The sequence below is a fragment of the Halanaerobium hydrogeniformans genome (genome assembly GCF_000166415.1).
GTDB lineage: Bacteria > Bacillota > Halanaerobiia > Halanaerobiales > Halanaerobiaceae > Halanaerobium > Halanaerobium hydrogeniformans.
The window spans coordinates 201,653-214,949 of the sequence record NC_014654.1; the positions used below are offsets into that span (position 1 = coordinate 201,653).

Consider the following 13,297-nt stretch of genomic DNA (forward strand, 5'->3'; position numbering starts at 1 on the left):
TACTACTTTACTTATACTATAAAATTTGCTTCTACAATATAATATATTATAATAGTTTAGAAGGAAAAATCATCTGTAAAATTAAAAGGAGATGTAAAATATATGAACTTAAAAGAAGAAGCCCTAAAAATGCATAAAGATAATCAAGGTAAATTAATGGTTCAAACAAAGGTTGCAGTTAATGATGAGCATGACCTTTCTTTAGCTTATTCTCCGGGAGTTGCCGAACCCTGTTTAGAAATAGAAAGAAATCCAAATACTATTTTTGATTATACAAATAAAGCAAATTTTGTTGCTGTAGTCACCGATGGTAGTGCAGTTTTGGGATTAGGAGATATTGGAGCTGCAGCATCAATGCCTGTCATGGAAGGTAAGGCAGTATTGTTTAAAGAATTCGGTGGAGTAGATGCCTTCCCGATCTGTCTTGATGAATCTGATCCAGATAAACTGATAGAGATAGTTAAAAAGATGGAATCTGTCTGGGGTGGAATCAACTTAGAAGATATAAAAGCACCAAAGTGTTTCTATATTGAAGAAAGGTTAAAAGAAGAACTTGATATTCCCGTATTTCATGATGACCAGCACGGTACAGCAATTATTACACTGGCCGGGCTTATCAATTCATTGAAGATAGTTGATAAGAAAATTGAGGATATCAAGGTAGTAGTTAATGGAGCTGGAGCTGCAGGAGTAAGTATTATTGATCTTCTTATTGCTGAAGGGGTAGAAGATATTATAGCACTTGATAGTAAAGGTGCGATTTATGAAGGCAGAGATAGATTAAATGACAGCAAAAAAGAGCTGGCTAAAATAACCAATAAAAACAATAAATCAGGGGACCTTGCAGAGATAATGAAAGGGACAGATGTCTTTATTGGAGTTTCAATAGCGAACCTTGTTTCAAAAGAGATGGTAAGATCAATGAATACAGATCCGATAATTTTTGCAATGGCAAATCCAGTTCCAGAAATAATGCCGGAAGATGCATTTGAAGCCGGAGCAAAGATAGTAGGTACAGGAAGATCAGATTATCCCAATCAGGTAAACAATGTATTGGCATTTCCGGGTATTTTTAGGGGAGCACTGGATGTAAGGGCTAGAGAAATTAATAGAAAGATGAAGCAGGCGGCTGCTTATGCATTAGCAGACTTAATTGCTGAAGATGAGTTAGAAGCAGATTATGTAATACCAAAACCATTTGATCCGAGAGTTGGACCATATGTGGCAGCAGCAGTAGCCCAGGCAGCAATAGATACAAATGCTGCAAGAATAAAGTTGAGTTATGAAGAGGAATTAGAAAAAGCCAAAAAGATAATGAAGAAAAAATAATTAAATAGAATATCTAGCTTTAAAAAATATCCAGGCTAAAAATATATTTAAGTAGGCTTTTGGGCAGAGCAATTTTAATAAAAGATTTAAAATTCTATATTTAAACTTTGAGAGGATGTAAGGCAATGAATTTAAAAGAAGAAGCATTAAAACTGCATAAAGACAATCTGGGGAAATTGATGATTAAATCAAAGGTAGAAGTAAAAGATGAACATGATCTTTCTCTGGCCTATTCTCCGGGAGTAGCTGAACCCTGTTTAGAAATAGAAAAAGATCAAAATAAAATATACGAATACACAAACAAATCTAATTTTGTCGCTGTTGTTACTGATGGCAGTGCAGTTTTGGGATTAGGCAATATTGGAGCACCAGCTTCTTTACCGGTAATGGAAGGTAAAGCAGTATTATTTAAAGAATTTGCAGGTGTTGATGCTTTCCCAATCTGTTTTAATGAATCAGATCCCGATAAACTGATCTCATATGTTAAAAAAATAGCTCCTGTTTTTGGTGGTGTAAATTTAGAAGATATTAAATCACCTGAATGTTTTTATATTGAAGACAGGTTAAAAGAAGAACTTGATATTCCTGTATTTCACGATGACCAGCATGGAACAGCCATAATTACACTTGCAGCTTTAATTAATTCTTTAATACTATTAAAGAAAAATATTGAGGATATTAAGGTAATAGTAAATGGGGCTGGTGCTGCTGGAGCAAGTATTATTAAACTGCTGCACTCCGAAGGGGTCGAAGAAATTATTGCCCTTGATATTAAGGGAGCGATATATGAAGGAAGAGATAGCCTTGATGAAAGCACAAAAGAAATTGCAAAAATAACAAATAAAGACAACAAAAAAGGCGATCTGGCGGAAATGATAAAAGGAGCTGATGTATTTATTGGAGTATCAGCTGCCAATCTACTTTATAAAGAAATGGTCAGAACCATGGCAGATGATCCGATAATTTTTGCAATGGCAAACCCCGAACCTGAGATATGGCCTGAAGATGCTTTAAAAGCTGGAGCAAAAATTGTTGGAACTGGAAGATCAGATTATCCTAATCAGGTTAATAATGTACTTGCTTTTCCAGGCTTATTCAGAGGAGCACTTGATGTGAGGGCAAAAGAAATCAATGAAGAAATGAAAAAAGCAGCAGCATATGCCCTGGCCAACTTGATCGATGAAAATGAATTAGCTCCTGATTATGTTATTCCAAAGCCATTTGATCCCCGAGTTGGACCACATGTAGCTGCAGCTGTAGCTCAGGCAGCAGTTAAAACCGGAGTAGCTAGAATTGAAATAGATTATGAGGCTGAGTTAGAAAAAGCAAAAAATATAATGAAAAAGATTAATAAATAAATTTCATCTTAATTTTTATCTATTGCAAATTGTAAATCCAATGATTTTTTGTTTTAAGCCAGGTAAGGTAATGTCAAAAAAACTATGGAAAAGTGATATGAGATTAAAGTTTGTTTGCATAATATATAAACTTGCACCAGGCAAGTGAGGAGTGAAAAAATGAAAACTTTAGAAGAAAAAATTAAAGAGATTACCGAGGCTGATTTTGATGTTCATCATATTTTTAAAAAGATTGTTAACAAACAAACTGGGTTTACTGAAAATGAAGAGATCGTAAATCTTGTTTTTGTTAAAAGAAAACATTTAGATGATAGAGATAAATCTTCATCTATAATATCACCGGCTAAACTTATTGTAGCAACAACACAGGGTATAATATTTGTCGAAGAGGGTTTTGAAGAAATAAGCGAAAATTACTTAGGTTACAAAATAAAGCATATTTATTATGATAAGATTAGCAGTTTTGAATTGGATATTTGTTTGCTTGAAGCTAAATTTATGGTAGTAGCAAATTCTGCAAAAGATCCAGAAATATATATTAATTTTAATACAGCTCTTTATTACAAAAAATTCGAGAAATTTGTAGATGTTGCCAGACAATGTAGAATTAAATGTAGTGACTAAATAATTCTCACCATAATGGCAGTTTTTTTCTATTTTAGTAGTTTTGTAGAATTAAGCAATACTATTATTAATTTTTGAGTACAGGGGTATTTTAAATAAGGAAGTGAAAAAAATGTTATTAAAATATGGTAGAAAAAAGTTATCACTTGATTTACCCAAAGAAAATTTACTGAAAGTTTTAAAAGCAGCTGAAAAAAAAGGACTCAAAGACCCTTTAAAAGAGGTTGAGCATTCACTTGCAAACCCCATTGCTTCTAAACCACTTTTGGAGTTGTTAAAGGCAAAAAAGATAGAAGATCTGGTTATAGTTGTTAATGATGTAAGCAGATATACTCCCTATGAATATATGCTGCCCCCCATTTTAGATACCATAAAAAAGGCAGGATTAAAAAAAGAACAGATTACTTTTATTGTTGCAACAGGAGTCCATGCTGCTCATTCTGAGGCCCAGAACAGGGAGATTTTCGGTGATGAAATTCATGAGAACTATTCTTTTCATCATCATGACTGTGATGGAGAGCTTGTAGAATTGGGAACTTTAAGTACCGGCAATAAAGTGAAAATAAATAAAAAAGCAGTAGAAGCTGATTTTGTGATCACAACAGGAGTAATATTACCCCATTATATGGCAGGTTTTTCAGGTGGTAGAAAATCAATCCTGCCTGGTATAGCAGGTAGAGAAACGATAGAAAAAAACCATTCTCATATGGTTCATGTGATGGCAGAAAACCCTCCTTTAGCCGAAAATCCGATCAACCAGGAGTTATTTGCTGGAGCAGAACTTTTGGGTGTTGATTTTATAGTCAATGTTGTCACTAACAGTAATCGCGAGATAGTAAAGGTTGTTTCAGGTGATCTACGGGAAGCCTGGTCAGCAGGAATAGAGAGTTCAGCTGAGATGTATGAGGTAGAGATTGCAGAAAAAGCAGATGTGGCAGTAGTTAGTTCAGGTGGATTTCCTAGAGATATAAATGTTTATCAGGCCCAAAAGGCCCTTGACCATGCAGACCATGCGGTAAAAAAAGGTGGAACGATAATCTGGGTTGCAGAATGTACAGAGGGTTTAGGAGAAGAACGTTTTGAACGCTGGATGGATGAAGCCGAAAAACCAGAAGATAATATAGAGAGAATAAAAGAGAAATTTTTAATCGGTGGTCATAAGGCATTTGCTATCTCTAAGGTGGTAAAGGACAAAGAGGTTATTCTGATATCTGATTTATCTAAGGCTCAAAGTGAGAATATGTTTCTTAAAAAGATGAGAAGTTTAGCAGAAGCTACAAATTATCTTGAAAATAAATATGAGGGCAATTATAAGGCATATGTTATGCCACAGGGCAGTTTAACAGTTCCAATTGTGAAAAAGTAAAAGTCAATTTTCGATGACTTATATTAATAAACGGAGGGTTTTTATTGCAAAAATTTATCTATAATTTTCAAGAAGGAAAAACAGAAATGAAGGCACTATTAGGTGGTAAAGGTGCCAATCTGGCTGAAATGAACAAGATTGGATTACCAGTTCCTCCAGGATTTACAATTACAACTGAAGCCTGTATTAGATACCTTGAAATGGGTGAAAAGTTAGATGAAAATCTTCAAAAAAGTATTTTTGAGTATTTAGAAGAATTGGAGAAGGAAAATAATAAAAAATTTGGTGATCTAAAAGATCCATTATTACTTTCAGTAAGGTCAGGAGCAGTAACCTCAATGCCCGGGATGATGGACACGATTTTAAACCTGGGCTTAAATGATAAAAGTGTTAAAGGATTAGCTAAAAAAGCATCAAATCCAAGGTTTGCTTATGACAGTTACAGGCGTTTGATCCAGATGTTTGCTAATGTAGTCTTGGATATACCGGGTTATGAATTTGATAATTTGTTGGAAAAGAAAAAAGAGAAAAATGATTATAATAATGATACTGAACTAAATGTTGATGACTTAAAAGAGATAATTGAAGAGTATAAAAGTTTAATTAAAGAACGAGAGCAGATAGAGTTTCCGCAAAAACCTGGGGAACAACTTTTAATGGCGGTTAAAGCTGTTTTTAGTTCCTGGAATAATCCAAGGGCCAGATCATACAGAAATATAAATGATATACCCCATGATTTAGGGACAGCAGTAACTGTGCAGACTATGGTTTTTGGTAATATAGGTGAAAATTCTGGCACAGGTGTTGCCTTCACCAGAAACCCGGCAACCGGGGAAAATAAAGTCTTTGGAGAATTTTTGCTTAATGCGCAGGGAGAAGATGTAGTTGCCGGGATAAGAACCCCTAAAGATATCAATGAGCTTGAAAAATTCCTGCCCGAGGTATATACTGAGTTGATGGAGATTACCAGAATATTAGAAAAACATTATGAAGATATGCAGGATATAGAGTTTACAATACAGGAGGGTAATCTATACCTATTACAAACTAGAACCGGCAAAAGAACTGCAGATGCAGCGGTTAAAATAGCAGTTGATATGAAAGATGAAGGCTTAATCGATAAAAAAACCGCGATTTTAAGAGTAGATCCAGAAGATATAAATCAGCTGCTTCATCCTAATTTTAAGGAAGATGAACTTAAAAAAGCTGATCTTCTTGCCATAGGACTTGCAGCTTCACCAGGTGCGGCCACAGGTAAAATATATTTTAGATCTGAAGATGCGGTTCAGGCTGTTACAGATGGTGAAGATGTTATTCTGGTCCGTAAAGAGACCTCACCTGAGGATATTGAGGGTATGGCAAAAACTAATGGAGTATTAACTTCTAGAGGTGGGATGACTTCTCATGCAGCTGTTGTAGCTAGAGGGATGGGCAAATGCTGTGTTGCAGGAGTTGGAGATATTAAAGTTGATGAAGCTGCAAAGAAATTCTATATAGATGATAGGGTATTTAAAGAAGGTGATTATATTTCTCTTAATGGTAGTTTAGGAGAAGTTTATGCTGGTATTGTTGAAACCACAGATGCACATCTAAGTGATAATTTCAAGAAGTTGATGCAGTGGTCAGATCAATATAGAAAACTTAAGATTTATACAAATGCAGATAACCAAAAAGATGCTGTAATAGCCCTTAACTTTGGGGCAGAAGGAATTGGTTTATGTAGAACTGAGCATATGTTTTTTGATAGTTCCAGGATTAATTCTGTCCGGGAGATGATAGTTGCAAATACCAGTAAAAAACGCAAAAAAGCTTTAGATAAGTTATTTCCCTATCAAAAAGATGATTTTAAGGAACTCTTTAAAGTAATGGAAGCTAAAGATCTTACGATTAGGCTTTTAGACCCACCATTACATGAGTTTTTACCCCAGGAAGAAAGTGAGATTAAATCACTGGCAGATGAGCTTTCAATCTCAATTCAAGAACTTAAAACAATAACTGAAGAGCTTGCAGAAGTAAATCCAATGTTAGGTCACAGGGGCTGCCGATTGGGTATCAGCTATCCTGAAATATACAAGATGCAGGTCAAAGCAATTATTTCTGCCGCTCTAGAGGTCAAAGCAGAAAAAGGTTATGATGTTAAAGCAGACATAATGATTCCACTAATTGGTACCGAAAAAGAACTTGCCATCTTAAGAGAACAGACCTTAGAGCTTGCCGAAGAATTAATTGCCAAGTCAGATGCTGAGCTTAACTATAGTATTGGTACTATGATAGAAATTCCAAGAGCTGCATTGCTGGCTGATGAAATTGCTAAACATGCGGACTTTTTCTCATTTGGAACCAATGATCTTACACAGATGACCTATGGATTTTCTCGTGATGATTCCGGTAGATTTATTAATCATTACTTAGAACAGGAAATATTTAAAAAAGATCCATTTACCGTTTTAGATCAAAGTGGTGTAGGTAAATTGCTAAAGATGGGTGTTGAATTAGGCAGAAAAACAAAAGAGGACCTTAAAATTGGTATCTGTGGTGAACATGGTGGGGAGCCAGCTTCTATAGATTTCTGTCATAAAATAGCTTTAGATTATGTTTCCTGCTCACCATATCGAGTACCGATCGCCCGTCTTGCTGCTGCTCAATCTGCAATAAAAAATGATTAAAAAGCAAATTAAAAAAATATAAAAGAGAGAGGTGAAAGTTATTGAAAATTATTAGATATAAAAAAAATGAGGAAATAAAGCATGGTATCTTGAAGGGGAATGACATTTTTTCAATCAAAGGAGATATATTTAAAGATTTTGAGATCGGAGAAAAAATTGCTAAATTAAGCGAGGTAGAACTTAAAGCACCAATAGAGCCTCCAAATATTATTGCAATAGGTCTTAATTATCGCAAACATGCTGAAGAGAGTGGCCTGAGAATTCCTGATAAACCGATTATCTTTATAAAGGCCACCAATAGCTTAACTGGACCAGATTCAGAAATTATATTGCCTAAATTAGCTCCAGATGAAGTTGACTATGAAGCCGAACTTGCTGTAATAATAGCAAAAGAAGCGAAAAATGTTGAAGCAGTATCCAGCCAGGACTATATACTGGGTTATAGTTGTGCCAATGATGTTAGTGCAAGAGATTGCCAAATCCGAAAAGATAAGCAATGGGCAAGAGCAAAATCTTTTGATACATTCTGCCCACTTGGTCCGGTAATAGAAACTGAACTAGAAGCAGATAATTGCAAAATAAGCTCTATTTTAAATGGAGAAGTAATGCAGCAGTCAAACACCTCTTATATGATATTTTCTATAGACTGGTTAATAAGCTATTTATCCCATAATATGACCTTAAAACCCGGGACAGTTATTTTAACCGGGACTCCAGAAGGGGTAGGTTTTGCCAGAGAAGAAGCTGTTTTTTTACGAGAAGGGGATGAAATTGAAATCCAAATAGAAGGTATTGGTAGTTTGAAAAATAAAGTTGTTAAAGAAAAATAGAATATAAGTTGTTGGAAAAAATGCTCTCCTTTCAAAATAGCCTATTTTAAAAGGAGGGCTTTTCAAATATAAACTTTTTTAATTATGCAGTTGACGAATTTATTACCGAATTATCGCCAAGAAAGCCTTGCTCTTGAAAAGGGCGGGGAGTATGTCAAAAAAAAGGATTTTTATAAATAATTAAGAATTATATATATAGGAGTAGAAAAGTAAATAGAGGAGGGGATTTCTAATGAAGAAGATTCTTGTGGCTGTTGATGGTTCTGAAAGTTCTAAGAAGGCTGCTAAAGAAGCTGCTGATTTTGCTGATCCTGGCTCTCATATTTTTTTAATTAATGTTGTTACTGGTTTGGTAGAAATCCCAGAAAAAACCAATCCGACAGTAAAAGAAATAATGGAAAAAAACAAAGAAGAGTTAATCAAAAAATCTCAGAAAATATTGGATGAAGCTGCTGGACTTTTTGCAGAAAAAGATTTAAAAGTAGAGAAGAAGATAAAAGATGGTAATCCAGCAGATATTATTTGTGAATTCGCAGAAAAAGAAGATTGCGATATTATTGTGCTTGCTGATAAAGGTAAAGGAATTAAAAGATTTTTGCTCGGTAGTGTCAGTGATAAGGTTGTGCGCCATGCTAAAAAAACGGTGATGGTTGTCAAATAATATAACTTTAAAATCATTAAGATCTTTAATCCACCTTTGGGTGGGTTTCTTTTTAGGTAGTCACAACAAAGGAATTAAGCTCAGTTTATAGAATATGTATATAATAGCCATCAATTTACAAGTCTCAGGTGAGCTTTAATTTACTCTGGATACTTTTAATGTCACTAAGCATATTATATGAGGAGGATTAAAATGAGTAAGAATATAATCGATGTTTTGATTGAAATTCCCAAAGGTAGTAACAACAAGTATGAGTATGACAAGGAAAAAGGTGCTTTTAGGCTTGACAGAGTAATGTTTTCCCCTGTCTATTATCCGGCTGATTATGGTTTTATAGAAAACACTCTTGCAGATGATGGTGATGCATTAGATGCAATGGTGCTTACTACTTTCCCAACATTTCCAGGCTGTATTATTACAGCAAAAGTAATTGGGATGTTTATAATGGAAGATGAAAAAGGTATGGATGAGAAGATTATGGCGGTTTCTGAGTATGATCCCAGATATGAAAACGTAAACACACTCTATGATTTAGAGGAACATATTTTAAGAGAATATAAACATTTCTTTTCTGTATATAAAGATTTAGAAGAGAAGAAGGTTGATATTCACGGTTGGGCTGGTATAGAGGATGCACTAAAAGTAATAGAGTCAGCCAAAAAAGCATATGATGGCTAATAAGTATAAAATAATTAAATTAACTATTTGTAAATACTGAACTTAACTTAAGCAAGCAAATGTGTTAAACTTAAATTTAGTTCAATGAGAAATCTATATTTTTAAATAAACGGAGGTTTTTAAAATGTCAAATGTAATTAAAAAAGCAGAACAATTGGGAGATGCACTAGTAGAGTCGGAACAGTTTCAGGAAATGGTTCAAGCTGAAAACACTTTAGATGCAGATAAAGAAGCATCTAAATTAGTAGAAGAGGTAGAAAGACTTCAGCATATGATTGATACAGATAGAGGGAACGATGAGCTAAAAAAAGAAATGGCTGAACTACAGAAAAAAATCTGGAGTACTCCTACAACTAAAAACTATTTGCAAAAACAGCAAAAATTTAGCCAATTAATGAAAAAGGTTAATGATGTACTTATGAACGCTATGCAGCCTGAACATTCTCACGAAGGCCATGACCATGATCATGCTGGACATGGGCACTCTCATAATCACGATCATGGTGATCATGGTTGTTGTTCTGGTGGCGGAGGTTGCTGTTAGTTTCTAAAACTCACAAAGATTAATATAAATATATATTCCGAGTTATTAGACCTGCCAATTTGAACTGACTCTTGTCAATCAATTAGGTGGGTCTTTTTTTTGTCGATTAATAAATTAATATTAGATTTTTTGTATAATAATTGATATAATAATTATATAATTTATCCAATTTTTACATTCTTCTATAATTAAATATAATTTTGGGGAGGACTATATTTAATGAAAAAAATAAGCAAACAAAAGGCCTGGCATAATTTAATAAATTTACCTTTTATGGTAATTTTATTAAATGAAAAAGGTGATATAGAAGCTATAAATAAAGACTGCAGCACTTTTTTAAATAAAATTTACAATAAAAACAGCTTAGATTGGATATTAAATTTGTCGGCAGAAGATTTTTTGCTTAAATTGAAAGTTGTTAGTTCTTTTAATAGTCATAATTTTGACATTTTTAATTCTGAGTTTAAGAAAGTACTTAATAAGGAAAAAGATTTATTTAAGGCAGAAGTGATTTTAGATAAATTGGAAGAAAATATATATTTAAGTATGAAAATAAAATCATTTACAGAAGGCAGTTTGATTATATTTGAAGATATTACGCAAAGAAAAGAAGCAGAACTTTTATTAAAAAAAGAGAAAAATTCATATTTAAATTTAATTAACGGTCAAAAAGAAATGGTCTGCAGATTTGAAGAGGATACAAGCCTTAGCTTTGTTAATGATTCCTATGCTGAAAATATAGGTATGGCCAAAGAAGAATTAATAGGTAAAAAATTTATTGAATTTGTTCCTTATGAGGATAAAGAAATAATATATAATATTCTATCTAAAATAAAAAAAGGTGACTTCTCAGAAGAATATGAACATAAGGTTATCAATAATAAAGGTGAGCTTAGATATCATAAATGGAAAGATTATTCATTATTTAATAAAGAATCTCAAAAGAGGTTCTTTCAGGCAGTTGGACGGGATATAACTCAAGAGAAGTTGAAAACTAAATTTGCTGAAGCTTTGTTTGAGAACAGTTCTTCTGCTATTGTAATGCTCAATAATAAGCATCAAATAATGAAAGTTAACAAAATATTTGAAAAGAAATTTGGTTTTAAATCAGAAGAAATTATTGGGGTAAATTTAGATGATCTGCTTGAAAAAAATAAATCTGGTATTTCTGATAGAGCCTTATCAGAAAAAGTCATTTCAGGCGAAAAGGTAATCACAAAAGCTATCAGGTATGACAGCTCAGGGAAAGCTAGAAAATTTTTGATCAAAGCAATACCAATCAAAATAGAAGGTGATATAAAAGGTGTTTATGTAATATATGATGATATCAGTAAACAGGAAAAAACTAGAAAAGAGCTGGAAGATACCAAAAAAGAACTAGAAAGCATCTTAGAAAGTATTGAGGATGGAATAAGTGTATTAAATTCTGATCTAACAATAAATTATACCAATCCCAAAATGCAGCAATGGTATGCTGAGAATAGACCCCTAAAAGGCAAAAAATGTTATGAGGTATACCATAACAGCCATCAACCCTGTGATAATTGCCCAACGATTAGAAGTTTAAAGAGTGGGAATGTAGAAAGTGAAATCGTTAGAGGCCTTAATGGTAAAAGCCAAAAATATTTAGAACTCTATACATATCCAATTATTAATGATGACAGTGGTGAAATTGAAGGTGTTGTCGAGTTCGTTAGAGATATCACCCAGAAAAAGCAATTAGAAAATAAACTAAAAATAAGAGAAGAACAGTATAGAAAAATATTTCATAAGTCACCGATCGGTATGATGCTTGAAGACTCAGAAGGGAATATTTTAGAGGTTAATGACAGCCTTTATGAGGTAACTGGTTTTAAAAAACAAGAATTAGAGGGCAGTAGTATTTTTGACAAATTGGTTCCTCCAGATCATCAACAAACTGCCAGAGAGAATATAGAAACAATACTTAATAATGAAGAATTTGAGTTTATTACAGAAAATAGAAAACCTAATGGAGAAGCATATCATCTTAAACTTAAGGAAACAAAAATAAGTTTAGCAGATCAAAAAGAGGGTATTTTATCGATGCAGTTGGATATAACTGATATAATAAACAAAGAAAAAAAATTAGAATATTTAAGCTACCATGATGACTTAACCGGTTTATATAACCGTAATTTTTTTGAAGAAGAACTGCAGAGGTTAGATACAAAAAGACAGCTACCTTTAACATTAATTTTGGTAGATGCTAATGGTTTGAAATTAATTAATGATACCTATGGTCATTCTACAGGAGATCAATTTTTAATTAAAATTGCAGAAGTTTTAAATTCGGTTATGAGAGAAGAAGATATAATAGCCAGGTTGGGTGGAGATGAATTTGTTGTTATTTTACCTAAAACCGATGAAAAAGATGCTCAACAAATAGTTAACAGAATATTGGCTACAAGTAGAGAAAAATATATAGAGGATGTTAATCTATCTATTGGTATTGGAACAGCAGTAAAAACAGATTGTAATCAGGATATATATGATATTCTCAACCAGGCTGATAAAAAAATGTATCAGGATAAATTAACCAATGGAAGAAGCGAAAAAAACAAATTAATTCAAAACTTATTAGAAACTCTCGGTGCAAAAAGTAATGAAAGTCGAGAACATGCCGAAAGAATGGCGGAGTTAGCTCTAAAATTGGGAGAAGAATTGAATTTAAACAATGAAGATTTAAAAAATCTAATTTTACTGGCGACCATCCATGATATAGGGAAGGTAACAATTCCAGAAAAAATATTAAAGAAAACTGAGAAATTGAATAAAAAAGAATGGGAAGAAATAAAGACCCATCCCGAAAAAGGTTATAGAATAGCTCAGGCTACAGATGAGTTTTCTGTAATTGCAAAATTGATTCTTCATCATCATGAAAGATGGGACGGTACAGGTTATCCTGGTGGACTTAAAGGCAAAGAAATACCACTTTTAGCAAGGATAATAACTATTATAGATGCCTATGATGTGATGACAAATGACAGAAGCTATCAAAAATCTATCAGTAAAAAAGAGGCTCTAGCAGAAATCAAAAGATGTTCTGGCACACAATTCGATCCCGAATTAAGCAAAACCTTTTTGTCGATGATGTTATAGGTACCTGGTACCAATGCACCAGGTACCTATGTTGCATTGGTAACAGGTTTGGGTGAATAAAAATGTTGACAATCTAAAATAAATCATATATAATCCTAAATGAAAACAAACAAGCAGAAAC

The 13,297-nt window shown here is 33.3% G+C and carries 10 protein-coding genes; all 10 read left to right on the top strand.

Features of this window, described 5'->3' with window-relative positions:
• Positions 1 to 102: 102 nt before the first annotated feature.
• The 10 genes from HALSA_RS00925 to HALSA_RS12260 all read left to right on the top strand — a co-directional run bounded on the left by HALSA_RS00925 (position 103) and on the right by HALSA_RS12260 (position 13,176).
• Entirely contained in the window at positions 103 to 1,329 is a 1,227-nt protein-coding gene (locus tag HALSA_RS00925) for an NAD(P)-dependent malic enzyme (RefSeq protein ID WP_013404774.1), read from the top strand.
• A 125-nt stretch (positions 1,330 to 1,454) separates the two neighbouring features.
• On the top strand, positions 1,455 to 2,687 hold the full coding sequence (locus HALSA_RS00930; protein WP_013404775.1) for an NAD(P)-dependent malic enzyme: 1,233 nt from the start codon (positions 1,455 to 1,457) through the stop codon (positions 2,685 to 2,687).
• Positions 2,688 to 2,846: 159 nt separating this feature from the next.
• Entirely contained in the window at positions 2,847 to 3,311 is a 465-nt protein-coding gene (locus HALSA_RS00935) for a PH domain-containing protein (RefSeq protein ID WP_013404776.1), read from the top strand.
• A 112-nt stretch (positions 3,312 to 3,423) separates the two neighbouring features.
• Complete coding sequence (gene larAH6 / locus HALSA_RS00940) at positions 3,424 to 4,677, top strand: nickel-dependent malate racemase, LarAH6 family (RefSeq protein WP_013404777.1); 1,254 nt, start codon at positions 3,424 to 3,426, stop codon at positions 4,675 to 4,677.
• 44 nt (positions 4,678 to 4,721) lie between these two features.
• Positions 4,722 to 7,343, top strand: coding sequence for a pyruvate, phosphate dikinase (ppdK, locus tag HALSA_RS00945; protein WP_013404778.1), 2,622 nt, complete (start codon positions 4,722 to 4,724; stop codon positions 7,341 to 7,343).
• 41 nt (positions 7,344 to 7,384) lie between these two features.
• The gene (locus tag HALSA_RS00950) at positions 7,385 to 8,173 is read left to right on the top strand and encodes a fumarylacetoacetate hydrolase family protein (protein ID WP_013404779.1); all 789 of its coding nucleotides are present in this window, start codon (positions 7,385 to 7,387) and stop codon (positions 8,171 to 8,173) included.
• A gap of 232 nt (positions 8,174 to 8,405) precedes the next feature.
• Positions 8,406 to 8,834: a universal stress protein gene (locus tag HALSA_RS00955; RefSeq protein ID WP_013404780.1), complete on the top strand. Its 429-nt coding sequence runs from the start codon at positions 8,406 to 8,408 to the stop codon at positions 8,832 to 8,834.
• A 192-nt stretch (positions 8,835 to 9,026) separates the two neighbouring features.
• A complete protein-coding gene (locus HALSA_RS00960) occupies positions 9,027 to 9,512 on the top strand; it encodes an inorganic diphosphatase (protein WP_013404781.1) in 486 nt (161 codons plus the stop codon).
• Between the two features lie 124 nt (positions 9,513 to 9,636).
• Entirely contained in the window at positions 9,637 to 10,056 is a 420-nt protein-coding gene (locus HALSA_RS00965; protein WP_013404782.1) for a YlbF/YmcA family competence regulator, read from the top strand.
• Positions 10,057 to 10,275: 219 nt separating this feature from the next.
• Complete coding sequence (locus tag HALSA_RS12260) at positions 10,276 to 13,176, top strand: PAS domain S-box protein (RefSeq protein ID WP_013404783.1); 2,901 nt, start codon at positions 10,276 to 10,278, stop codon at positions 13,174 to 13,176.
• Positions 13,177 to 13,297 lie beyond the last annotated feature (121 nt).

What these genes read in the sequence shown, in the direction of transcription:
- HALSA_RS00955 (WP_013404780.1), top strand. Translation starts at nt 8,406, where the DNA reads ATGAAGAAGATTCTTGTGGCTGTTGATGGTTCTGAAAGTTCTAAGAAG.
- HALSA_RS00965 (WP_013404782.1), top strand. Translation starts at nt 9,637, where the DNA reads ATGTCAAATGTAATTAAAAAAGCAGAACAATTGGGAGATGCACTAGTA.
- HALSA_RS12260 (WP_013404783.1), top strand. Translation starts at nt 10,276, where the DNA reads ATGAAAAAAATAAGCAAACAAAAGGCCTGGCATAATTTAATAAATTTA.
- HALSA_RS00930 (WP_013404775.1), top strand. Translation starts at nt 1,455, where the DNA reads ATGAATTTAAAAGAAGAAGCATTAAAACTGCATAAAGACAATCTGGGG.
- HALSA_RS00960 (WP_013404781.1), top strand. Translation starts at nt 9,027, where the DNA reads ATGAGTAAGAATATAATCGATGTTTTGATTGAAATTCCCAAAGGTAGT.
- HALSA_RS00925 (WP_013404774.1), top strand. Translation starts at nt 103, where the DNA reads ATGAACTTAAAAGAAGAAGCCCTAAAAATGCATAAAGATAATCAAGGT.
- HALSA_RS00935 (WP_013404776.1), top strand. Translation starts at nt 2,847, where the DNA reads ATGAAAACTTTAGAAGAAAAAATTAAAGAGATTACCGAGGCTGATTTT.
- larAH6 (WP_013404777.1), top strand. Translation starts at nt 3,424, where the DNA reads ATGTTATTAAAATATGGTAGAAAAAAGTTATCACTTGATTTACCCAAA.